Annotated in this window: 21 protein-coding genes; 13 read left to right on the top strand and 8 right to left on the bottom strand. The window is 42.4% G+C overall.

The genetic code is table 11. The annotated features are described in order from the left end of the window. Nucleotides 1–2: 2 nt before the first annotated feature. On the top strand, nt 3–482 hold the full coding sequence (locus tag ACIQ6T_RS03300) for a hypothetical protein (RefSeq protein WP_395784202.1): 480 nt from the start codon (nt 3–5) through the stop codon (nt 480–482). A 1-nt stretch (nt 483) separates the two neighbouring features. Then, a complete protein-coding gene (locus ACIQ6T_RS03305; RefSeq protein ID WP_395784204.1) occupies nt 484–969 on the top strand; it encodes a GAF domain-containing protein in 486 nt (161 codons plus the stop codon). Here ACIQ6T_RS03305 and ACIQ6T_RS03310 read toward each other — a convergent pair. Then, the gene (locus tag ACIQ6T_RS03310; protein ID WP_395784206.1) at nt 950–1,609 is read right to left on the bottom strand and encodes a phosphatidylserine decarboxylase family protein; all 660 of its coding nucleotides are present in this window, start codon (nt 1,607–1,609) and stop codon (nt 950–952) included. The two genes, ACIQ6T_RS03305 and ACIQ6T_RS03310, sit on opposite strands and share 20 nt — an antisense overlap. A 244-nt stretch (nt 1,610–1,853) precedes the next feature. Here ACIQ6T_RS03310 and ACIQ6T_RS03315 point away from each other — a divergent pair, with 244 nt between their 5' ends. Continuing rightward, complete coding sequence (locus tag ACIQ6T_RS03315; RefSeq protein ID WP_395784208.1) at nt 1,854–3,170, top strand: hypothetical protein; 1,317 nt, start codon at nt 1,854–1,856, stop codon at nt 3,168–3,170. Here the strand turns inward: ACIQ6T_RS03315 and ACIQ6T_RS03320 are convergent. Together ACIQ6T_RS03320 and ACIQ6T_RS03325 are read right to left on the bottom strand one after the other, a co-directional pair. Then, on the bottom strand, nt 3,165–5,342 hold the full coding sequence (locus ACIQ6T_RS03320) for a S9 family peptidase (protein WP_395784210.1): 2,178 nt from the start codon (nt 5,340–5,342) through the stop codon (nt 3,165–3,167). The genes ACIQ6T_RS03315 and ACIQ6T_RS03320 overlap by 6 nt on opposite strands. Before the next feature lie 13 nt (nt 5,343–5,355). Then, the gene (locus ACIQ6T_RS03325) at nt 5,356–5,910 is read right to left on the bottom strand and encodes a hypothetical protein (RefSeq protein ID WP_395784212.1); all 555 of its coding nucleotides are present in this window, start codon (nt 5,908–5,910) and stop codon (nt 5,356–5,358) included. Nucleotides 5,911–6,027: 117 nt separating this feature from the next. Between ACIQ6T_RS03325 and ACIQ6T_RS03330 the strand changes: the two genes are divergently transcribed. Next, nucleotides 6,028–7,044 (top strand): acyl transferase, encoded by a 1,017-nt coding sequence (locus tag ACIQ6T_RS03330; protein ID WP_395784214.1) that lies wholly within the window; start codon nt 6,028–6,030, stop codon nt 7,042–7,044. Here the strand turns inward: ACIQ6T_RS03330 and ACIQ6T_RS03335 are convergent. Together ACIQ6T_RS03335 and ACIQ6T_RS03340 are read right to left on the bottom strand one after the other, a co-directional pair. Further along, nucleotides 7,005–7,421, bottom strand: coding sequence for a molybdenum cofactor biosynthesis protein MoaE (locus ACIQ6T_RS03335; protein ID WP_395784216.1), 417 nt, complete (start codon nt 7,419–7,421; stop codon nt 7,005–7,007). The genes ACIQ6T_RS03330 and ACIQ6T_RS03335 overlap by 40 nt on opposite strands. Continuing rightward, nucleotides 7,421–7,909 carry a dihydrofolate reductase gene (locus tag ACIQ6T_RS03340; protein ID WP_395784218.1) on the bottom strand — a complete coding sequence of 163 codons (489 nt, stop codon included), beginning with the start codon at nt 7,907–7,909 and terminating at the stop codon, nt 7,421–7,423. The genes ACIQ6T_RS03335 and ACIQ6T_RS03340 overlap by 1 nt, the downstream gene beginning before the upstream one ends. 177 nt (nt 7,910–8,086) lie before the next feature. Here ACIQ6T_RS03340 and carB point away from each other — a divergent pair, with 177 nt between their 5' ends. The 7 genes from carB (at nt 8,087) to ACIQ6T_RS03375 (ending at nt 17,457) form a co-directional block, all read left to right on the top strand. After that, on the top strand, nt 8,087–10,918 hold the full coding sequence (gene carB, locus ACIQ6T_RS03345) for a carbamoyl-phosphate synthase large subunit (RefSeq protein ID WP_395784220.1): 2,832 nt from the start codon (nt 8,087–8,089) through the stop codon (nt 10,916–10,918). A 7-nt stretch (nt 10,919–10,925) separates the two neighbouring features. Beyond that, a complete protein-coding gene (locus ACIQ6T_RS03350) occupies nt 10,926–11,174 on the top strand; it encodes a hypothetical protein (protein ID WP_395784222.1) in 249 nt (82 codons plus the stop codon). Nucleotides 11,175–11,225: 51 nt separating this feature from the next. After that, nucleotides 11,226–11,477 carry a hypothetical protein gene (locus ACIQ6T_RS03355; protein ID WP_395784224.1) on the top strand — a complete coding sequence of 84 codons (252 nt, stop codon included), beginning with the start codon at nt 11,226–11,228 and terminating at the stop codon, nt 11,475–11,477. Between the two features lie 77 nt (nt 11,478–11,554). Further along, nucleotides 11,555–11,815 carry a hypothetical protein gene (locus ACIQ6T_RS03360; protein WP_395784226.1) on the top strand — a complete coding sequence of 87 codons (261 nt, stop codon included), beginning with the start codon at nt 11,555–11,557 and terminating at the stop codon, nt 11,813–11,815. Between the two features lie 6 nt (nt 11,816–11,821). After that, nucleotides 11,822–12,925 (top strand): efflux RND transporter periplasmic adaptor subunit, encoded by a 1,104-nt coding sequence (locus ACIQ6T_RS03365; RefSeq protein WP_395784228.1) that lies wholly within the window; start codon nt 11,822–11,824, stop codon nt 12,923–12,925. A gap of 1 nt (nt 12,926) precedes the next feature. Continuing rightward, nucleotides 12,927–16,046 (top strand): efflux RND transporter permease subunit, encoded by a 3,120-nt coding sequence (locus tag ACIQ6T_RS03370; RefSeq protein WP_395784230.1) that lies wholly within the window; start codon nt 12,927–12,929, stop codon nt 16,044–16,046. Then, nucleotides 16,036–17,457: a TolC family protein gene (locus tag ACIQ6T_RS03375; protein WP_395784232.1), complete on the top strand. Its 1,422-nt coding sequence runs from the start codon at nt 16,036–16,038 to the stop codon at nt 17,455–17,457. The genes ACIQ6T_RS03370 and ACIQ6T_RS03375 overlap by 11 nt, the downstream gene beginning before the upstream one ends. Here the strand turns inward: ACIQ6T_RS03375 and purN are convergent. Then, nucleotides 17,440–18,012, bottom strand: coding sequence for a phosphoribosylglycinamide formyltransferase (gene purN / locus ACIQ6T_RS03380; RefSeq protein WP_395784234.1), 573 nt, complete (start codon nt 18,010–18,012; stop codon nt 17,440–17,442). The genes ACIQ6T_RS03375 and purN overlap by 18 nt on opposite strands. 89 nt (nt 18,013–18,101) lie before the next feature. Between purN and bshA the strand changes: the two genes are divergently transcribed. Beyond that, entirely contained in the window at nt 18,102–19,265 is a 1,164-nt protein-coding gene (bshA, locus tag ACIQ6T_RS03385; RefSeq protein WP_395784236.1) for an N-acetyl-alpha-D-glucosaminyl L-malate synthase BshA, read from the top strand. On the opposite strand, the gene folK is transcribed toward bshA, so the two are convergent. Next, entirely contained in the window at nt 19,249–19,734 is a 486-nt protein-coding gene (gene folK, locus ACIQ6T_RS03390) for a 2-amino-4-hydroxy-6-hydroxymethyldihydropteridine diphosphokinase (protein ID WP_395784238.1), read from the bottom strand. The two genes, bshA and folK, sit on opposite strands and share 17 nt — an antisense overlap. Before the next feature lie 38 nt (nt 19,735–19,772). Here folK and ACIQ6T_RS03395 point away from each other — a divergent pair, with 38 nt between their 5' ends. Further along, complete coding sequence (locus ACIQ6T_RS03395; protein ID WP_395784240.1) at nt 19,773–20,342, top strand: YqgE/AlgH family protein; 570 nt, start codon at nt 19,773–19,775, stop codon at nt 20,340–20,342. Nucleotides 20,343–20,387: 45 nt separating this feature from the next. On the opposite strand, the gene recG is transcribed toward ACIQ6T_RS03395, so the two are convergent. Next, a complete protein-coding gene (gene recG, locus ACIQ6T_RS03400; protein ID WP_395784242.1) occupies nt 20,388–22,439 on the bottom strand; it encodes an ATP-dependent DNA helicase RecG in 2,052 nt (683 codons plus the stop codon).

The raw sequence follows: 22,439 nt of genomic DNA on the forward strand, positions 1-22,439 counted from the left end.
CCATGTATATACCTTTTGAACAAATGCCAGACCATGCACGGGTTTGGATCTACCAAGCAAATCGTCCGTTTACACCCAGCGAAGCTCAGCAAATCAGCCAAACACTGGAAAATGGAACGCAAAGTTGGGAAGCACACGGCGCCCCGCTGCAAGCTTCCTTTGAAATTCGGTTTAATCAAATACTAATTGTAGCCGTAAATGAAGCTGTAAATCAAGCTTCTGGCTGCTCAATTGATGCCTCGACGCGCTGGTTTAAGGAGCTGGCGGCCAACCTAACTATTGATTTTTTCAACCGGGATTTAGCGGTTCTTCGGGGAGAAATCTTAGAACTAATTCCTATCAGTCAGATAAAATCTCACGTCGAGGCGGGAAATATCAGCCCATCAGACATTATATTAAGACCTTTAACAGAGCAAATCACCGCCTATCGAAGTGCGTGGCTTTGTCCTGCAAACGAATCATACATCAGTAGACATTTTTAACATGGCGGAAGATTTACATATTCCCACAGGTAGTCGGACAGAGAAATATGCCGTTTTATTCCCCCAAATTGCCAGTTTAGTTCAAAGTGAGTCCGATCAGACCGCTAATTTGGCTAATATCGCCGCCGCTCTAAAGGAAGTTTTTGGTTTCTTTTGGGTAGGTTTTTATCTGGTAAAAAACGGCGAACTCGTACTCGGGCCATTTCAGGGTCCCGTTGCCTGCACCCGCATTCCATTCCATAAAGGTGTTTGTGGGCACGCATACACAACCGGAGAAACCATCATTGTTCCCGATGTGGATGCTTTTCCAGGGCATATCGCCTGTGCATCCGCATCCAAATCAGAGATCGTTTTGCCCGTCAAAAATCAGGCAGGAGCTATTACCATGGTATTGGACGTTGACTCAGATAAGTTGAATGACTTTTCAGAGGTGGACCAACAAGGCCTCGAGAAAATAGTTGGTTTGATTAGCGAAGTTTGGCAATAACCGTTTCACTGCCAACAGGCTTATCTCCGATGTTGACACATATTTCTGCGTCTAGTGGTAGGTAAATATCGATCCGACTACCAAACTTAATAAACCCAAATTCTTGTCCTTGCGTTACAGCGTCACCTTCTTTGACGTACCAACAGATACGCTTGGCTAGCGCTCCTGCGATTTGACGGAATAAAATTTCAGTGCCATTTTCGTGTTTGACTACGCAAGTGGTACGTTCGTTTTCTGTACTTGATTTTGGATGCCAAGCTACTAAATATTTACCTGGATGGTATTTGAAATACGAAACAATACCTGAAATAGGATTAAAATTAACATGTACGTTAATAGGTGACATGAAAATTGAAACTTGCTTGCGTTTTCCCTTGAAATATTCAGGTTCCTCTACCTCCTCTATCACGACAACTTTCCCATCTGCTGGGGCAATAATGTGATTTGGGTTGATTTCTGTATGACGCGCAGGCACACGAAAAAACTGAAGAATGATTAAATAAAATAGCGATGTAATGACCACGATTGATTCGCGCAGGTACACATTTTCAGGGAAGAAATAAGCAACCAGCCCATTGATTACTAAGACAATAAGCAATGAACTAATTAATAGTGATTTTCCTTCGCGGTGTAACGTCATAAATCTATCGGAATTTTACAAGTTCCAAAAATAGCCATTTTTGTTCAAAAATTTGGTATAATTTTTTGACCAATCGCTAAGATTTTTTTAAATTTTAGTTTAAAAAAGTGCATTTTTGAAATCTAAACTTTAAAATTTGAATCGTATTCGGCTTTATGTGTTTTTATTTGTTTGCTTCTGTAGCCTGTCTGCTAGGGGTCAATTTTTAAAATGGCGCGAACAAAACTCATCGCAATTTTTTCGTTTGGACTATGCGACACAACAATTTTTTCGGTGCAATGATGGGGTTAATTGGCAGTTTGTAGCCAAAGCAAAATATGTTGATGTTGTTCCAGGAGATTTTTTATCGACCGATCGTGGCGTGACAGAATCCCAAGTTCCCAATGCGAAAAACCAGGTTTACTTAACCATACATTGCACGGGTCAAGTATATCTCGTCGATAAATCTACATGGGAAATTAAACGGATTGACCGGACATTTTTTCGGGGTTCAAACTGTAGATCCTTTCAATTTATGCGAAAAGGGAAACTGTACACATTCGGAGGGTACGGTTTTTGGCAGTCGACAAATGTGATTACCGAATTTAGTTTTAAAGGAAGAGAATGGTTAAGCATTCAAGCTAATGGCGATATTCCCAAAGCAATTTCCTTCAGTCCTTCTGGATATTCAGCGAAAAAAGATCGCTTCATCACGTTCGCTAACATTAAGTCCAATGATACGGAGTTCAAAACAAATTATATTTACGATTGGAATATTTATGAATATAATTTCGATAAAAAAGAATTTGTCACGGTAGGGGAAGTCAAAATGTCCACGTTTAAGGAATTTTTTACTAAAGAACTTGCTAGAAATTATCACTTTAATGGGCGTTATTTTGTGATGGTTGATTTAGTCCAACAAACCAATAATTTCGATTCGGTACTCATCATTGATACACAGGATAGCTATAAGGCTTACCGGTGGCGTAATCCGGAGCGCATTCACATCAGTGATGGCCATTCCGATGAGAGTCTAGAGAAACTTACGCACTTGGTTGGCGATACGTTAGTTTTTACCAATGCCCCTACTGCCTACCCATACCGCGTTGCAGGTTATTCTAAAATAGCGGTATCCCAATTGTTGGCAGATAGTGATTACCTAGGCGTTATCACGCAAGATACATGGGCGAGTGAATTCTCAAAAATAGGATTAATTTTTGCCGGGTTTTTGATTTTTATCATTATAGTGTCCACCATTTCAGCGCTTCGTAAACGTCGCAAAAAACACCAATTAGAGGTCTTACTAGGAGATAATGAAAGACAATTCATGGATTTTATGCTCTTAAATTACCGTCAAGGTTATGTAACCGGACACCAGATTGTCGCGTTTTTTGGTAAACATAAAAGCTCACCGGAATCACAACGGCAATTTCGAGCCACTCTTTTCAATAATTTCACCAAAGCTTTGAGCCTCATCTATCCAGGAAAGGAAGTACTCGATGTTCAAACAGACGAAAAGGATCAGCGCATGTTGAATTACCGGTTGAATGCTGAGATGTACGATCGTCTGAGCCGACTATAAATTCTTCTCTAAAAAGTTGGTCATCATTTGATATAAATGTAAGCGGGTATTTCCACCATAAATCCCATGATTTCGGTTTGGATAATAGAAGCTTTGAAATTGCTTGTTTGCATGTATCAACGCATCTTCAAGTGCAACCGCATTTTGAAAATGGACATTGTCATCTCCAGTGCCATGGACAAGTAATAAATTCCCTTTCAACTTATCTACGTGATTCACCGGTGAATTATCATCATACCCACGCGGATTTTCCTGCGGTGTACGCTGGTAACGCTCCGTATAAATCGAATCATAAAATCGCCAATTTGTTACAGGTGCCACCGAAATGGCCGCCTTGAATACCGATGAACCCTGCATCAGGCAGTTGGCCGACATGAATCCGCCATAACTCCACCCCCAAATACCTATCCGCGAAGCATCTATATAAGGCAATCCACCCAAATATTTAGCCGCAAAAATTTGATCCTCTACTTCAATTTTACCCAAGTTCTGATAGGTGATTTTTTTGAAAGCAACACCGCGTGCGCCCGTCCCGCGATTATCAACGCAATAAATTAAATACCCTTTTTTCAAAAGCATTTGATACCAATAGAAATCGGCACCCGGAAACGTATCCAATACCTGCTGACTCCCCGGTCCTCCATACACATGCATTAAAACTGGATATTTTTTATTCGGATCAAAGTTCGAAGGCTTAATCACATACCCATTCAGATGATCACCGTTTGCCAACGGGATTTCAAAAAATTCCCTGGGCGAAATTCCATATTCAGTAATTTGGCTGGCCAAGGTAGCATTGTCTTCTAGGACACGCATTAGCCCAGATTTGGTATTATGCAGCGTGAATTTTGATGGACTTTTAGCCGAACTTTGTGTCAATATATAATAAGAAAAGTCTGGGCTAAAGGTAGCTGTATTCGTCCCCGATGTGCCTGCAATTAATTTTTTCCCAGATCCATTAAGCTGAATTTGATACACATCACGACCAATAGGCGTCCGCTCTGTTGAATTAAAATAAAGCGTTTTTGTCTTTTCGTCAAACCCATAAAAATCATCCACCTCCCAATTACCTTGTGTAATAGCCTGCTGTTTCCCTGACGCAATTTCTCGCAAGTAAATATGTTTAAACCCACTTTTTTCGGAAGTAAAAATGAAATTTTTCTGATCATTCAAGTACGTAATGTCATTTCCAATGGATTCTATCTCGATTGAAGTGTCCGATTTTTCCTCGTAAACAATAGTTTCTTTCGCCTGACTAAGTTGATGGTGAATTAATTCCATGTGATTTTGCAAGCGATTTAAGCGAATGAATGCCAAAACATCGGAGCTTTTTGTCCACTTCATGCGTGGAATGTATTGGTCTTTAATGGGCCCAACAGCCACTTTTTGGGTAAGATTATTTTCAATGTTTGCGATAGATAAACTAACAATCGAATTTGCTTCGCCCGCTTTTGGATATTTGTAACGGTAATCTTTCGGATACAAATCGCCCCACATTTGCATGTTATACACGGGGACCTGCGTTTCATCAAAGGTGTAAAAAGCAATCTTTTTACTATCAGGCGACCACGCAAATGCTTTCGAGAAAGAAAATTCCTCTTCATATACCCAATCGCAAACGCCATGGATAAGTGCATTTATTTTACCTGTTGTCGTTACGGCCTTTTCAGTTCCTGTAGCTAAGTCCACCCAATACAGATTATTTTCACGAACGAAACCAACCTTTTTTCCGTCTGGCGAAAAGCTTGCATGCATTTGCTTACCCGCATTGACCAATAATTTTAAGCTTTGCGAAGCACGGTCAAACACATAATTTATTTCCGTTGAACTTCTCCGATAAATTGGTTCTGAGGCTGTTCCAATAAGAATCTTTTTCTCATCTGCAGATAGGCTGAATTTTTGCACACGAATAGCCTCCCCAGATGCTGTTTTGGCCACTTTTTCATCGAAGAGTACCTCTGATTTCGTCGGATCTTGGATATTAGTTTTTAAGATTTTACCTCCTTTTAATTCCAAATAGGACTGGCCATCCTCGGCCCAATTTAGGTTCTGAATGCTTTTTTGTTGGAACGTTCCATTTTTCCAAATGTCCGCGAGTGTGATTTCTTTTTGGGCTTGAAGTGTCAGGCTACATAGGAATAATAACCCAATGAGGTAGGCGTTAATTTTCATGTGTTTGATGAAGTTAATTTTGAAAAATCACAATAGGGTCTGTTTCTACCGTATTACTTACGTTTTTGGCGTTATCGCGAATGAATATTTGAAACTTGAGGGTATCGTTATTCGGGGTGAATCGAGGAGAATAGCCCTTGTAAAAAGCATATACGAATTGAGTGGAATAGGAAATACTTCCTTCAATAGCGCCCGTTTTTTGATCGGGATTGAAATTGAAATTCATGAGTCCACCTAATGGAGGCGTAAAGGTTATTAGGTCGAACTTGCCATTTTTTTTATGCATAACAGCTACCTCAAAATTTCTAAAATCTTTATATTTGGCTGGACTGGCAACTACTTCTGCTTGGGTAACGCCGAGGTCCCCATCGCCATCTTGAAAACGAATGAACATGATCACTGAATCTAATTTCGTTTTTCCTCCAAAACCATCATTACTAACCTTCGTGATTTTTTCGATCTTCTCAAATTTAATGACGGGAGTTGACGACCATTCAGGCTCTCGTAAACAAGAGCTAAAGATCACAAAGCTAAAGAACCAGTATAAAATGCGGGCCATCTGAAACATAGTTCGTAAAGTTAATGATTTGGTTTAATTTTGTTTACTTATTCAAAAAAAGCAATGCCTACCGAGTCATACGTTTGGGAATCACGGCGTTCAGAACTGAAAAAAAAAGTTCTGAACATGCAAAATTCGGATTTCGAAGCGATTGCCTTAGATATGTTTCAATTCACTTGGACGCACAACCCTTTGTACCGCCAGTACATCGAATTGCTTCAAATTGATGCGGAGTCGGTAAATACACTTGCCAAAATCCCTTTTCTACCCATTGAATTATTTAAAAATTACCGCGTGCAGACCGGATATGCACCCGTTTTATTTGACTTTGAAAGTTCCGGTACGACAGGACAAATTCCATCGAAACATCCAGTTTGCGACCCTGGTTTTTACCAGCAGCAGTCCAAACGCATTTTTGAACAACAATATGGTCCACTAACTGACTACCATATATTTGCTTTATTGCCCTCCTACTTAGAACGGAGTACCTCTTCCTTGGTTTTTATGATGGATTATTTTATCAAAGAATCAGGCTCACCGATTGCCGGATTTTTTCTGAATCAATACGAGGAATTAGTTAGCCAAATTAAGACCGCGTTACTAACGGATCGGAAAATATGGGTGATGGGTGTAACTTTTGGCTTGTTGGACTGGATCGATTCGGGTCAAGATTTCGCTTTTTGGCAAGATGCAGTTGCACAAGGCCGGATTGTAGTCATGGAAACGGGAGGCATGAAAGGCCGACGGGAAGAGTGGATTCGTGATCGTGTCCATGAATTTTTGAAATCTGCGACGGGCCTCCAGCAGATTGCATCTGAATATGGCATGACTGAATTATTTTCGCAGGCATATGCGGCATCCGATGGAATTTTTACGCCAGGCGTTTCGATGCGCGTGCAATTACGTGAGGTGACCGATCCATTTGTGAAAGTTACACAAGCTGGTCGGGTAGGGGGAATTCAAATTATCGATTTGGCCAACATTGATTCCTGTCCATTTATTGAAACCCGCGATTTAGGTTCGTTGGAGGAAGATGGTATTCGCTTTAAAGTTTTAGGCCGATTTGATAATTCTGAAATCCGTGGTTGCAACTTGATGGTCGATCAAGGATGGGGCACAAGCCATGCAGAGCCGTCGGTGTAAAATTCATTCTTCCAAATAGGAACTTCTTTTTTCAAGGTATCAATCAGCCATTCGCAAGCCCTAAAAGCCTCTGCCCGGTGGATGGAGCAAACGCCGATGATCACCGCGATGTCGCCAATTTCCAATTTACCCGTTCGGTGCGAGACCGTAATTTTGCGAATGGGCCATTGTGCAGCAGCCTCCGTGGCGATGCGTTCCATTTGTTTTTTGGCCATGGCATTGTAGGCTTCCATGGTCAAGTTTTTAACATCCTTATTTTGATTTTTAGTACGAATGGTACCTACAAATAAGCAAATACCACCTGCTTCCGAATCCTGTAAATACTGGTAGCTAGCGTCGATTGAAAGGGGCGTTTCGCTGAGTAAGATTTGATGCATTATTTGCGCGTGTAGGTAACGTAACTAAATTGATAGGTATTCTTATCGTCGGTGATGCCCCGCTCTTGTTCTGTAAGGTCCCACATTTCTGATGAAATTTCAGGGAAAAAAGCATCGCCTTCAAAAATATCGTGCAATTGCGTAACTAAAACTTGATCTACCAAAGGCAAACTTAAGGTATAAATTTCAGCACCTCCTACGATAAAAATATCATCTCGTGTGATTGATTTTGCTTTCAAAATAGCCTCCTCTACGGAATGAGCAAGGATTACGCCTTCGATTTGCAGGTTGGTTTGCCGACTGATCACAATGGTCGTACGATTGGGTAATGGTTTTCCGATGGATTCAAAGGTTTTGCGACCCATAATGATGACATGGCCGGTGGTCAATGCCTTGAAGCGTTTTAGGTCAGCTGGCAAATGCCAAATCAACGCATTATTTTTACCAATTACCCGATTTTCATCAAAGGCTACTAAAATTTTTAGCACGATTTTAGGTTTTAATTGTCAAAAATAAGGGATTTTTTGTCGGAACGAAGGCTCTTAATTTTATTTTCAAAAACACTTCCCTTTTCGGGGGTAAAGCCCTAATTTTGTACAATTTTTGAGCCTAGTCCTTAGGTGGTCAAAAACAACCTTTCATTACCCTTAAAATTAACACACCCTGTGCCTAAAGATTCGTCGATTAAATCTGTCCTCATTATTGGTTCTGGTCCTATTGTGATTGGTCAAGCCTGTGAATTTGATTATGCTGGTTCTCAAGCCGCACGCTCCTTACGGGAAGAAGGCATTGAAGTAATCTTGATTAACTCAAATCCTGCTACCATCATGACGGATCCGATGAATGCGGATCATGTGTATTTAAAGCCTTTAGAGAAAGCCTCGATCATTCACATCTTAGAAAATCATAAAATCGATGCGGTTTTGCCTACGATGGGAGGCCAAACGGCATTGAACTTAGCCATTGATTGTGATGCGGCTGGGATTTGGGAAAAATATGGTGTGCGTATAATTGGGGTGGACATTGCGGCGATTGAAACAACAGAAGACCGCGAGAAATTCCGGTTGAAGATGATCGAAATCGGGGTGGGGGTTTGTAAGGGTCGTACGGCTCGTTCATTCCTGGAAGGAAAAGAAATTGCGCAGGAAACGGGTTTTCCTTTAGTTATTCGTCCTTCGTTTACCTTAGGTGGAACGGGGGGTGGTTTTGTCCATGAGGCTAAGGATTTTGATGCGGCCCTGAATAAAGGTTTGCATGCTTCGCCAACCCACGAGGTGTTAGTTGAGCAATCCATCATGGGTTGGAAGGAATATGAATTAGAGCTTTTACGAGATAATTTAGGAAACGTAATTATTATTTGTTCGATTGAAAACTTCGATCCGATGGGTATTCATACGGGAGATTCAATCACGGTAGCTCCTGCAATGACGTTGCCGGATACGATTTATCAGCGGATGCGCGACATGGCCATTAAGATGATGAATGCCATTGGTCAGTTCTCGGGTGGATGCAACGTACAGTTTTCTTTGAACCCAGAAACAGATGAGATTATCGCGATTGAGGTTAATCCACGTGTTTCAAGGTCGTCGGCATTAGCTTCGAAAGCAACGGGTTACCCAATTGCGAAGATTGCTGCCAAAATGGCGATTGGATATAATTTAGATGAATTAACCAATGCGATTACCGGAACTACTTCCGCCTATTTTGAGCCTGCTTTGGACTATGTAATTGTCAAAGTACCTCGCTGGAATTTCGATAAATTTAAAGGTGCTGATCGCACGCTCGGTTTGCAAATGAAGTCGGTGGGTGAAACCATGGGTATCGGTCGCAACTTCCAAGAGGCACTACAAAAGGCGTGTCAATCCTTAGAGATCAAGCGTAATGGAATGGGAGCGGATGGCAAGGAATTGCGTGACCAAGATGCAATCATGCACTCATTGGCAAATCCATCTTGGAACCGATTGTTCCATATTTACGATGCGTTTAAGTTGGGGATTTCGTTTAAGACGATCCAACAAGCCACCAAAATCGACAAATGGTTTTTGAATCAGATTGAAGATTTAGTTCGCGTAGAGCGCGAGGTAGAAAAATATACCCTTTCAAATATTCCCAAAGAATTATTGGAAGAAGCGAAACACAAAGGTTTTGCAGATCGCCAAATTGCCCATACACTTCGTTGTTTGGAGTCTGAAGTGTATGACAAACGGAATGCGATGGGCATCAAGCGTATTTACAAATGTGTAGATACCTGTGCAGCCGAGTTTGAGGCGAAGACTCCTTATTACTACTCGACTTTCGGTCAAGTAGGAACCGATGTATTGGACAATGAGTCCCAAGTAACAAAAAAGAAGAAAGTCGTGGTATTAGGTTCTGGGCCTAACCGCATCGGACAAGGAATTGAATTTGATTACTCCTGCGTCCATGGGGTACTTGCTGCCAAAGAGGCTGGTTATGAGACGATTATGATTAATTCGAATCCAGAGACGGTGTCCACCGACTTTGACATTGCGGATAAATTATACTTTGAGCCGGTTTTCTGGGAGCACGTGTATGACATTATTCAACATGAAAAACCGGAGGGAGTTATCGTGCAATTGGGGGGTCAAACGGCCTTGAAATTAGCAGAGAAACTTTCAAAATATGGCATAAAGATTTTAGGTACTTCGTATGAAGCCTTGGATTTAGCGGAGGATCGCGGAGCATTCTCAAGTTTATTGAAAGACTTGGGGATTCCATATCCAAAATTTGGGGTATGTGAAGATGCGGATAATGCGGTGGCTTTAGGTCGCCAATTGGGTTATCCTTTATTAGTTCGTCCTTCGTATGTTTTGGGTGGGCAGTCGATGAAGATTGTCATCAACGAGCAAGAATTGGAACAACATGTAGTGGATATTTTACGGGATATTCCGGGGAATAAAATCTTGTTGGATCACTTTTTAGAGAATGCGATTGAGGCGGAAGCGGATGCGATTTGTGATGGGGAAGATGTGTACATCATTGGTATGATGGAGCATATTGAGCCAGCGGGTATTCACTCGGGAGACTCGCATTCGGTCTTGCCTCCATTTGATTTATCTGAACATGTGATGAAGCAGATTGAAGATCACACGCGCAAAATTGCGGTCGCGTTGAAGACGAAAGGCTTGTTGAATATTCAGTTTGCAGTGAAAGATGAGGTGGTATACATCATCGAAGCGAATCCACGCGCCTCGCGTACGGTGCCATTTATTTGCAAGGCTTATCAAGAGCCTTATGTGAATTATGCTACGAAGGTAATGTTGGGGGATAAAAAAGTGAAAGATTTCAACTTTAAGCCAGTGAAGAAAGGCTTTGCAATTAAAATTCCTGTATTTTCGTTCAGTAAATTTCCAAATGTAAATATGGAACTAGGACCTGAGATGAAATCGACGGGTGAGGCAATTTACTTCATCGATGATTTGAAGGATGATTTCTTCCGTAAAGTGTATGGGGAACGAAATTTATATTTAAGCCGTTAATTGAATTATGTTAAAGGTACTTGGACTGATTTTTTTGGTGTATTATATTATTTGGCCATTGTTGAAACTCGTTTTCAAGGGCTATGTAATTACTCAGGTGCATCGCAGGCAGTCGGAGTTTGATATACGTAATCAACAGAAAGCGGCCCAACGAAAAGAAGGGGTGATCGATGTGGATTATGTTCCACCGAAAAATAAGGCTAAATCGGATCAAGTAGGTGGCGATTATGTGCCTTATGAAGAAGTTAACGAATAAAAGCGGATGCGAGTAATTGTTATTTATTTCTTATTTGTTTTTTGTCTACTAATGAAAGATGGATTTTCATTAGCTATTGATGATTTTCGTGAAAAAGGGGAAACGGCTATTTCCCAAGAGTTAGCTTTAGAAGATTCGGTCGAAGAAGGGGCTCCGGAAGACTGCATGAATCATGCCGTATTAATTAATGTATTACCACAATTGCAAATACCTAACCCGCAAAAGACTTCATTCCCTGAACGGAATGAGTCTGAATTGAACGTGCTCCTTGAGCAAATTATTCCCCCTCCCCGCATGGCGTAATTGCACATGCTTTTTTGAAACAAAATCATAAAATCTTCTTGTCATCTGTGCATCGCGCACAGATAAATTAAATCGATATGAAAACATTCGCAATTGCGTCTGTGTTTATCTGTACAGCTATTGTAGGCTTTGGCCAAGGCAAAAACTACAAAAATCAGATAAACCGGACTTTAACTGAAAAAATAAATTTGCAACGTGCTGTTGAAGAAAAAGAAATTAAGCCTTCAACACAAACACCTAAATACCAGCCTAAATCATCCAATGTGGAATGGGTAGATACGGTGAAAAAGAAAAATCAACCGCCTTCCTATAAGCAACATGGAGGAAGGCCTAACTAAGTAGCAATGAAAAAATACCTATTCGGATTACTACTTCTAAGTGCATGTACAGCTAAAAAAGAAGACGCTGTTGACATACAAACACTGGAAGTATCATCCCCTATTTCCATCGATACAACGATTCAGCAGGAGTTTGTGGCCGATATTAACGCCGTTCAAAATGTTGAGATTCGTGCGCGGGTTAAAGGCTACCTTGATCGAATTTTAGTTGACGAAGGAAAACAAGTTAAAAAAGGTCAGATCATGTTCACGATAAATAGTCAAGAATATGTAACTGATTTAGCGCAAGCAAAAGCGGCACTTGGTCAAGCTTCCGCCGAGTTAAAAGCGGAGGAATTGACTTTAGTCAATACCCGTTTGCTCGTGGATAAAAATGTCATTTCGAAAAACCAATTGGCTATATCGCTTGCGAAGGTAGATGGCTTAGAGGCGAAGCGCGAAGAGGCGCGTGCCCATGTCCGTGCCGCTGAATTAAAAGTAGAAAATTCGAATATTCGTGCGCCATTTGATGGCGTCGTGGATCGTTTGCCCTTTAAAAGGGGAAGTTTGGTGGATGAGGGGACCTTGTTGACGACCTTGTCTGATAATCAAAATGTATTCGCCTATTTCAATGTGTCCGAACAGGAGTACTTGGCATTTAGTGATCAAGGTGGCGTGAATAAATCGGCATCCGTCGCCTTGGTCTTGGCCAATGGGGATATTTATCCACAAAAGGGTTTAGTCGAAACAATTGAAGGTGAATTCGATAAGAATACGGGAAATATTGCTTTTCGTGCGCGCTTTGCAAACCCAACTAGGTTACTTCGTCATGGTGCTTCAGGTAAAGTTCAGCTACCTAAAAAAGTAGCTGGTTTTTGGGCCATACCCCAAAAATCTGTTTTTGAGATTCAAGAGAAAAGTTATGTATTTGTAAAAGACGCTACTGGTATTGTTAAGATGAAGAGTATTATTCCAGACTTGCGCATTCCACATTTTTACCTAGTTAAATCCGGATTTTCAGCGAAAGATACCGTGCTAATTGAGGGAATTCAGCTTGTGAAACAAGGCCAAAAAATCAAGTCGACCTTCAAGCCGATGCGTCAATTATTAAACGAATATAAAGCGCTGTAACATGATCCAACAATTCATTACCCGACCGGTATTGTCGATCGTTGTATCGATTTTTATCGTGATTTTAGGGGTGATTGCCATGCAGCAATTGCCCATTACGCAGTTTCCAGATATTGTTCCGCCTGCTGTAACTGTGACCACTAAGTATACGGGAGCAAACGCCGAAGTATGCGCGAAAGCTGTGGTGACTCCACTTGAACGCGCCATTAATGGAGTGGCTGGGATGACTTACATGACTTCGGTTTCTGGAAACGACGGTACCAGTATTATTCAAGTCTACTTTCAAGTAGGTACAGATCCTGATGTGGCAGCCGTAAACGTGCAAACACGTGTGCAGACGGTGCTCGATGAATTACCTGAAGAAGTAATCAAAGCCGGGGTAATCACCGAGAAAGAGGTGAATAGTATGTTACTCTACGTGAACCTTTTGAGTGAGGATAAAGACATCGATGAGAAGTTTATTTTCAATTTTGCGGATATCAACGTACTTCCCGAGTTAAAGCGGATTGATGGAGTTGGTTTTGCGGATATTATGGGCCAACGAGAATACGCGATGCGTATTTGGCTGCATCCGGATCGTTTGTTTGCCTATAAATTATCAGCAGAGGACGTTATTCAAGCATTAAAGAATCAAAACGTGGAGGCCGCTCCAGGTAAAATTGGAGAAAGTTCTGGCAAGCACCCACAAGCTTTGCAATACGTCATGCGGTATACAGGAAAGTTTACCCAAGTAGCGGAGTATGAGAATTTGGTGATTAAAGCAACTGAAACAGGTCAAATATTGCGTTTGAAGGATTTGGCTGATGTGGAATTTGGATCTTTGGATTATGATGTACTTTCGAAAGAAAATGGCCGACCGTCCGCGGCGATATTATTAAAGCAACGACCAGGTTCGAATGCGGCAGAGGTGATTGAGAATGTGAAAAAGCGTTTGGCGGAATTGAAAACGACTACTTTTCCTCCAGGAATGGGTTTCACGATTTCCTATGACGTTTCTCGTTTCTTAGATGCGTCGATTCACGAGGTAATTAAGACGTTGCTAGAGGCCTTTTTATTGGTTGCTCTGGTTGTGTTTATCTTCTTGCAAGATTGGCGAGCGACGCTCGTGCCCATCATTGCGGTGCCAGTTTCACTGGTTGGTACGTTTACGTTTATGTTGGGCTTCGGGTTCTCCATCAACTTATTGACCTTATTCTCGCTGGTATTAGCCATTGGTATTGTGGTGGATAATGCGATTGTCGTTGTGGAGGCGGTCCATGCCAAAATGGAAGAAAAAGACATGCCTGTTCTTGCCGCCACGCAAGAGGCGATGCACGAGATTTCTGGAGCGATTTTAGCGATTACGTTGGTGATGGGTGCGGTGTTTGTTCCGGTGGCGTTTCTTTCTGGGCCAATCGGGGTATTCTTCCGACAGTTCTCGGTAACGATGGCGATTTCCATTGCCTTATCCGGTTTGACTGCCTTGACTTTAACTCCTGCACTTTGCGTGTTGTTGTTGAAAAAACCGGAGCATAATCAAACTACCTGGTTGGGTAAATTCTTTCATGCCTTCAATCACCGCTATGATCAAATCGCTCAAAAGTATTTGGTTTGGGTGGGTGCTTTGATTAGCAAGCGTCTAGTCATGTGGATGATTTTATTGGGTTCTGTTGCAGGAACGGTAGTTTTATCTGGTATCGTTCCGAGTGGATTTATTCCTTCGGAGGATCAAGGGACCTTGTATGTAAATGCGACGACTCCGGCTGGAGCGACCTTAGAGCGTACGGAAAGTGTGATGGATCAGGTCTATAAGTCGATTAAAGGGGTAGATGCGATTGAATCCTTTTCAACGCTTGCTGGATTTAGTTTATTGACTGATGGTTCTGGGGCTTCGTATGGTACGGGAATTATTACCTTAAAACCGTGGGAAGAACGTAAAGAGACCGTAGACGAATTAACGGAAATCATACGTTCGAAGACGAATGGAATTAAGGATGCCAGCATTCAGTTTTTCCCGCCTCCGGCCGTTCCGGGTTTCGGAAATGCGTCTGGTTTTGAATTTAGAATTCAGGATCGAAGTGGTACGGGAGATCTTCAAAAATTAGCGGCCGTAGCAAATGAGTTTGCTAAGAAATTAAATGAGGTTCCTGAGATTCAAAATACCTTCTCAAGTTTTGACCCCTCTTTTCCACAGTATATGTTGGAAGTAGACCAAGAAGCCGCCGCACAAAAAGGGGTCAACGTCTTACCAGCCATGGATAATCTGCAGACGTTGTTGGGCAGTTTCTATGCAACTAACTTCATCCGTTTTGGCCAAATGTACAAAGTGATGGTACAAGTGGATCCGCGTTACCGCGCGCATCCGGATGATGTGCTGAAGTTTTATGCCAAAAACAAAGACGGCGAAATGGTGCCTTATTCCTCTTTCGTGAAGATGAAGCGTGTGTACGGACCGGAGCAATTTACCCGGTACAATATGTTTACATCGGCAATGGTGAATGGCGAACCTGCCCCTGGATTTAGTTCGGGAGCGGTTTTGGATATCATCCGAGCACAGGCCTTGAAGAGTCTTCCGCGTGGGTATACGCTAGAATGGTCAGGTATGACGCGCGAAGAGGATTTGGCTGGAAATCAAGCCATTTTCATTTTCGCGATCTGTTTGTTGTTCGTGTATCTTTTATTGGCCGCGCAATATGAATCCTTCTTATTGCCATTCCCAGTGCTACTTTTCTTGCCGATGGGCGCGATGGGAACCTATGCTTTCTTGTATCTATTTGGCTTGCAAAATAACATTTATGCGCAAGTGGCGCTCGTGATGTTGATTGGTTTATTAGGTAAGAACGCCATCTTGATTGTCGAGTTTGCGATTGCGAAACAGAAGGACGGCGCATCGATTATCGAAGCGGCAAAAGAGGGAGCTTTCTCCCGTTTACGCCCTATTTTGATGACATCCTTTGCCTTTGTGGCTGGATTGATTCCGCTGATGGTGGCCTCTGGCGCAGGTGCGATTGGAAACCGGACGATTGGAACGGCATCCGCAGGTGGGATGATTTTAGGAACGGTAGGTGGTTTATTGGTAATCCCGGGATTGTATGTGGTTTTCGCCACACTCTCGGCTAAATGGTCAAAAAATGAAAAATAGATTTTGGATTTTATTGCTTGGCCTAGGATTCGTTTCCTGCCAATCAAACTTGAGCATTCAGAATCGAGTGGATGCTGATTTAGAAACGTATCGCCAACCTAATGAGGAAAGCTCTGTTTCGGATGTTCAGGCTTGTTGGAAGCGCGATAGTTTATTAGTTGAATTAATTGATTCGGTTTTGGTTCGGAGTAACGATATCAAGATTGGGTTTTTAGAAATGGCTGCGTCTCGGGCAGATTTTGTGTATCAGCGCGGGTTGCGTATGCCAACCGTCGGGGGAATTGTCCAACCAAGCTTACGTCGTTTTGGTAAGTATACGATGGATGGCGTAGGTAATTTTGATACGAAGTTTTCGACTAACATCACCAAGGATCAAATTATTCCGGAAATTTTACCTGACCTTCAGATGGGGGTTCAGTCAAGTTGGGAATGGGATGTTTGGGGGAAACTTGCCAAACGTAAAAAGGCAAGTGCCTTACGTTATTTGGCGACGGAGTCGGGCCAACAATGGTTGATTACATCCTTGGTGGCTGAAGTGGCGGGAGCGTATGGCCAGTTGGTGGCCTTAGATCAGGAATTATCCATTTTAAAAACGAATATTGCGATTCAGCGAAAGGCTTTTGAATTGGTCAAGGTGCAGAAAGAAGCTGGAGTAGTGAATGAGTCGGCAGTGCAGCAATTGGAAGCACAATGGCTGAATTCGCGTGCGCAAGAGGGCGATGTGTTGCAACAAATTACGGTGTTGGAAAATCAGATTCGGTATTATTTGAATAAGCCAACGGGTAATATAAAACGCGCGCCTTATCCATTTCAATGTGCTTTGGATAGTACATTATTTGCCAATGTTAAGATTGACCAATTGGAAAAGCGTCCTGATATTCGCCAAGCGAAGTTGAATTTATCGGCTGCTTTTGAGTCTAAAGAAAGTGCCAAATTAGCCCTGAAGCCATCTGTTGTTTTGTCGGGGATATTAGGCGTACAAGGTTTTCAACCGGCCTATTTATTTCAGTTGCCGGCGTCTATGGCCTATCAGTTATTGGGGGGCATTACAACGCCTTGGCTGAATCGGTCTGCTATAAATGCGGATATTTTGCGCTCGGATGCGCAATGGAAGGCGAAGGATTTAGCCTATCAAAATGCATTGGTAAATGGCTATTTGGAGTGGGATACGCAGGTGAAATCGCTAGGCTATTTACAGCGGCAAAATCAATTGAAGGAGCGGGAGGTATTACTCACAAAAGGGGCAATTAATACGGTAGGAACCTTATTTTTGACCGCAAATACAAGTTATTTGGAGGTGTTAACGGCCCAGCAAAATGCCTTGCGAGCTGAATTGGATTTACTTGAAATCTCGCGAAAGCGATGGACGCATGCGATCCAATTGTATCGTGTGCTAGGTGGTGGCTGGTAATATGATTGATTCAATCACTTGAGGGAAATCACGGTGTTCGAGCACCTGACCTTTTTTGGCAACATCTTCCGGAGTATCACTCGGTAAAACGGGGAAAGAGCTCTGGAAGATGATTGCACCCTCGTCGTAGTGCTCATTTACATAGTGAATTGTAATACCGGATTCTTTTTCTCTTGCGGCGACTACCGCTTCATGAACAAAATGGCCATACATGCCTTTTCCGCCAAATTTTGGAAGGAGCGCCGGGTGTAGGTTGATGATTTTTTGTGGATATGCTTGTACAAATTCGGAAGGGATCAGCCATAAAAAACCTGCTAAAATGACCCAATCCGTATGTAAGGACTGGATTTTTCGCAAAACTGTTCCGTTTTTGTATGCTTCGCGGGTAAATAAACTGCAAGGAATTTGAAGACGTTCTGCTCGTTGCAAGACTCCGGCTTCCGGATTATTACAGAAAATATGGGTGATTTTTACTTCGTTAGAACCCTTGAAATGTTCGATGATTTTTTCGGCGTTAGAGCCGGAACCGGAAGCAAAAATGACAATATTTTTCAATGGGGCTAAATTTATTTTAGCAAATTTAAGGCATATTCAGGAACCTTTCGGGATTTGTCTTAGTTTTGTTTCCGTTTGAGACTTCAGTTATGAAAATAGGAATCATTTGTTATCCAACCTATGGAGGCAGCGGTGTTGTGGCGACCGAGTTAGGGAAAGCACTCGCAGCGGTAGGGCATGAGGTACATTTTATTACCTATACACAACCGCCTAGACTTGACTTTTTTAGCGAAAATATCTTCTACCACGAAGTTTCTGTGGCATCCTATCCCTTGTTTGAATATCTGCCTTATGAGTCTGCTTTGGCTTCAAAAATGGTGGATGTAACAGTAAATGAACAATTGGATTTACTTCATGTCCATTACGCGATTCCACATGCATCGGCTGCTTATTTAGCGAAACAAATTTTAAAATATAAAGGGATTCATGTGCCCGTAATTACGACCTTGCATGGTACCGATATTACGTTGGTTGGTCGCGATCCATCCTTTGAACCCGTGGTTACGTTTTCGATTAATGAATCAGATGGCGTCACGGCGGTTTCGGAAAGCTTACGTAATGACACGTATTCATCGTTTGAAATTTTGAGTGCCATTGAGGTTATCCCTAATTTTATTGATTTAAAGCGCTTTCACAAGCAACCTAAAGAGCATTTTAAATTGGCTATTTGCCCAAATGGCGAAAAGCTATTAATGCATACGTCGAATTTCCGGAAGGTTAAACGAATTCAAGATATTATTCAGGTTTTTGCCAAAGTTCAAAAGCAAGTTCCAGCCAAATTATTATTGGTGGGCGATGGCCCCGAGCGTTCAGGCATGGAAGCATTATGCCGCGAATTGGGTGTTGCATCTGATGTTCGATTCTTGGGTAAATTAGACACGATTGAAGAAGCCTTGTCATTGGCAGATCTGTTTTTTTTAACATCAGAAAAGGAAAGTTTTGGCTTAGCGGCTTTGGAAGCGATGGCGTGTGAAGTGCCGGTTATTTCATCCAATGCCGGTGGAATTTCTGAGGTAAATATTCATGGTGTGACTGGATTTGTTAGTGAGATTGGGGACATCGATGATATGGTTTCGAATACGCTAAAGATCTTGACCGATGAGGTTTTACTGACGCAAATGAAAGCGAATGCTTTGGCAAGAGCGAAAGATTTTTCATTGGAAAAAATTCTTCCTATGTACGAGCGCTACTATGAAAAAATAGTAGGCCAAAGCTGGAAATTTCCAACCCAAAAGTTTACAGATGCTGAATAAGCGTCACAGTGCTGGTGTCTGTGGTGAGTGCTAATAATTCCTTTACTGATTTTCCTAAGATGGGATGCAGGGTATTAGGGGCAATTTCAACCAGTGGTATTAAGATAAATTTTCGGTCTTGTATCCGAGGATGTGGAAGCGTTAAATGCGGTGTATTTACCTGTTGATTCCCGAATAATAACAGGTCCAAGTCAATGCTGCGCGGCCCCCATTTTATATCTCTTACCCGACCAAAATGTAGTTCTATAGCCAATAAATTCGTTAAAATTTCTTCCGGGTTTTGTGTGGTTTCAATTTCAATTACCTGATTAAGGAAGTCGGCCTGATCCGTTATTCCCCATGCGGCGGTCTGATACAAGCTCGATTTTTGCAGTATGCGCCCAATTTTTTTTTCAATCAAAGGGTATGTCTGTTCAAAAATTTCCCGTGTATTTCCTAGATTGCCACCCAAAGAGAGGAATGCGGTCATGCTGCTGAATTTATTTGCCAACAAACATACACATTTTTATGCCGAAGGATTATACGTTTGAGGATCTAAAGCCTGGGATTTTATTGCTGGCTGAACCATTTTTGGACGAGCCTGCTTTTCATCGTGCGGTGATTTTGTTGTGTGAGCATACCTCTTCGCATTCGTTTGGCTTAGTTTTGAATCATCCGCAAGATGCGATTTTGGATTCGATTCGCGAGGAGAAGGTAATGGAGGAGATTCCCTTGTATACAGGCGGCCCCGTCGACCAAACGATTTTGCAATTCATTCACCGCAGGCCAGATCTTATTTCGGGTGGTCAGGAGATTTTACCCGGGTTGTTTTGGGCCGGTGATTTTGAACAGGCAATTGAGGCGATCATCAACCAGCAAATTGAATTTAAAGATATTAAGTTTTTTGTGGGCTATTCGGGGTGGTCGGCAGGACAGCTCGAGCGCGAGGTGAAGTCAGATTCCTGGATTTTGGAGCCGGCAACGCTAGACTATGTATTCGATGAAACGCCCGAATCCTTGTGGCGATTAGTGCTTTATCAGAAAGGTGGTAATTATCGAATTTTATCAACTTATCCGGACGACCCCACCCTCAATTAACCTACCTTTGGCAATCCTCCAAGGTTTGCCAAAGGTAAGGGGGAATTAGCTGATTCGAGCCCAGTTCGTCGTCTCTTTTCGTTGATGCATTACTTGCTCCCGAATCATTACATGCTTGTCCAACGCGAGATGTGGATCACTTTCTAAAATCGCCATCGCCGTTTCTCTGGCAACCTTTAAAATTTCCCCATCCGTCGCCAAATCCGCAATCATCAAATCTATCGCCCCACTCTGACGCGTCCCTGAAATATCCCCTGGCCCACGCAACTGCAAATCAACCTCCGCAATCTCAAATCCATTATTCGTGCGCACCATGGTTTCGATGCGTTTTTTGGTGTCCACCCCTAGCTTATATCCGGTCATTAAAATGCAATAACTTTGATCCGCACCTCGGCCCACACGCCCGCGCAACTGATGTAATTGTGATAATCCGAATCTCTCCGCACTCTCAATAATCATAATTGATGCATTGGGAACATTGACCCCCACCTCAATAACCGTCGTCGCTACCATGATTTTTGTCTCATGTTTGACAAAACGCGCCATCTCAATATCCTTATCAGCCGGCTTCATCTTCCCATGCAAGATCCCCAAAGGTACCTCCGGAAACGCCCGCGATATACTTTCATACCCATCCATCAAATCCTTGAAATCCATCTTTTCGGATTCCTCAATTAGCGGATAAACGATGTAGACTTGTCGGCCTTTATCCAACTCACTCTGAATAAATGCAAACACTTGCAAGCGATGGGAATCAAAACGGTGCGTTGTCTGAATCGGTTTGCGACCTACCGGCAGCTCATCAATTATTGACACATCTAAATCGCCATAAAGCGTCATGGCTAAAGTCCTTGGAATAGGTGTCGCCGTCATCACCAAAACGTGTGGGTGTGTCACCTTATTTTTGTCCCAAAGTTTCGCCCGTTGGGCCACCCCAAAACGATGTTGCTCGTCAATAATACACAGGCCTAAATTTTTAAATTGAACCACATCTTCGAAGATGGCATGGGTGCCCACTAATATATTAAGATCCCCAGATTCAAGTCCTTCATGTATCCCAACGCGATCTTTTTTCTTCACAGAACCAGTTAATTTGGCAATGGTAATGCCCAATAAATCGGCAAATTTCTTTAACCCTTGGTAATGTTGGTCTGCCAAAATCTCCGTTGGCGCCATAATACACGCTTGCGCCCCATTATCGATGGCGAGTAGCATGGAAATAAAGCCAACAATCGTTTTGCCTGATCCCACGTCCCCTTGGAGTAGTCGGTTCATTTGTTTCCCCGACCGCATATCTTGAAAGATTTCACGAATCACTTTTTTCTGTGCCTCCGTCAAATCAAAAGGCATGTGCTCCTGATAAAAGGTGGTGAGTAAGGCTGCGGAAGCAAAAACTTGACCTGGAAATGTTTCTTTTCTGACCAAATTCTGCTTGATCAACCGCAATTGGTTGTAAAATAATTCTTCGAATTTAAGCCTTCTGCGTGCCTGACGAAGCCAGTTTTCAGATTGAGGTAAATGAATGTGGTAAAGCGCCTCTTGCTTGGAAATAAGTTTGAATTGCTGAATGATGTCCGCCGGAAGCGTTTCGCGGATATAGGGAAATGCCGTGCTCAACAGGTTTTTCTGCAAGCCAGCAATCACTTTACTATCAATGTATTTTTTCCGGAGTTTCTCAGTTAAAGGATAAATGGGCTGGAAGTTTTTCTCAGCATGCTGAACACCTTTATACACCTCCATCTCCGGATGGGTCATCTGTAATTGCCCATTGAAACTAGTTGGCTTACCATAAAACAGGTAATCTTGCCCAGAAACCAATGATTTTTCTAACCATTTAATTCCTTGAAACCAAACCAATTCGATGCAACCGGAAGCGTCACAACATTCGGCAACAATCCGCTGACGTGCGCCATTGCCTATTTTTTCTTTATACCGAATGCGCGCAATAAATTGCGCATGCTCCATTTGATCGCTGATTTCGGCAATTGAATGCACAATCGTTCGATCTTCGTAGCGAAAAGGAAAATATTGAATTAAGTCGGCATACGTAAACAACCCCAGCTCCGTTTGTAACATAGGTAGCCGCGCCGGCGTCAT

This window comes from Aquirufa sp. (genome assembly GCF_044377215.1).
GTDB lineage: Bacteria > Bacteroidota > Bacteroidia > Cytophagales > Spirosomataceae > Aquirufa.

Coding starts and splice junctions, on each gene's coding strand:
- recG (WP_395784242.1), bottom strand. CDS start 22,439: ATGACGCCGGCGCGGCTACCTATGTTACAAACGGAGCTGGGGTTGTTT.
- ACIQ6T_RS03300 (WP_395784202.1), top strand. CDS start 3: ATGTATATACCTTTTGAACAAATGCCAGACCATGCACGGGTTTGGATC.
- ACIQ6T_RS03310 (WP_395784206.1), bottom strand. CDS start 1,609: ATGACGTTACACCGCGAAGGAAAATCACTATTAATTAGTTCATTGCTT.
- ACIQ6T_RS03320 (WP_395784210.1), bottom strand. CDS start 5,342: ATGAAAATTAACGCCTACCTCATTGGGTTATTATTCCTATGTAGCCTG.
- ACIQ6T_RS03360 (WP_395784226.1), top strand. CDS start 11,555: ATGAAAACATTCGCAATTGCGTCTGTGTTTATCTGTACAGCTATTGTA.
- folK (WP_395784238.1), bottom strand. CDS start 19,734: ATGACCGCATTCCTCTCTTTGGGTGGCAATCTAGGAAATACACGGGAA.
- ACIQ6T_RS03325 (WP_395784212.1), bottom strand. CDS start 5,910: ATGTTTCAGATGGCCCGCATTTTATACTGGTTCTTTAGCTTTGTGATC.
- bshA (WP_395784236.1), top strand. CDS start 18,102: ATGAAAATAGGAATCATTTGTTATCCAACCTATGGAGGCAGCGGTGTT.
- ACIQ6T_RS03330 (WP_395784214.1), top strand. CDS start 6,028: ATGCAAAATTCGGATTTCGAAGCGATTGCCTTAGATATGTTTCAATTC.
- ACIQ6T_RS03395 (WP_395784240.1), top strand. CDS start 19,773: ATGCCGAAGGATTATACGTTTGAGGATCTAAAGCCTGGGATTTTATTG.
- ACIQ6T_RS03355 (WP_395784224.1), top strand. CDS start 11,226: ATGAAAGATGGATTTTCATTAGCTATTGATGATTTTCGTGAAAAAGGG.
- ACIQ6T_RS03305 (WP_395784204.1), top strand. CDS start 484: ATGGCGGAAGATTTACATATTCCCACAGGTAGTCGGACAGAGAAATAT.
- ACIQ6T_RS03375 (WP_395784232.1), top strand. CDS start 16,036: ATGAAAAATAGATTTTGGATTTTATTGCTTGGCCTAGGATTCGTTTCC.
- ACIQ6T_RS03370 (WP_395784230.1), top strand. CDS start 12,927: ATGATCCAACAATTCATTACCCGACCGGTATTGTCGATCGTTGTATCG.
- ACIQ6T_RS03335 (WP_395784216.1), bottom strand. CDS start 7,421: ATGCATCAAATCTTACTCAGCGAAACGCCCCTTTCAATCGACGCTAGC.
- ACIQ6T_RS03350 (WP_395784222.1), top strand. CDS start 10,926: ATGTTAAAGGTACTTGGACTGATTTTTTTGGTGTATTATATTATTTGG.
- ACIQ6T_RS03365 (WP_395784228.1), top strand. CDS start 11,822: ATGAAAAAATACCTATTCGGATTACTACTTCTAAGTGCATGTACAGCT.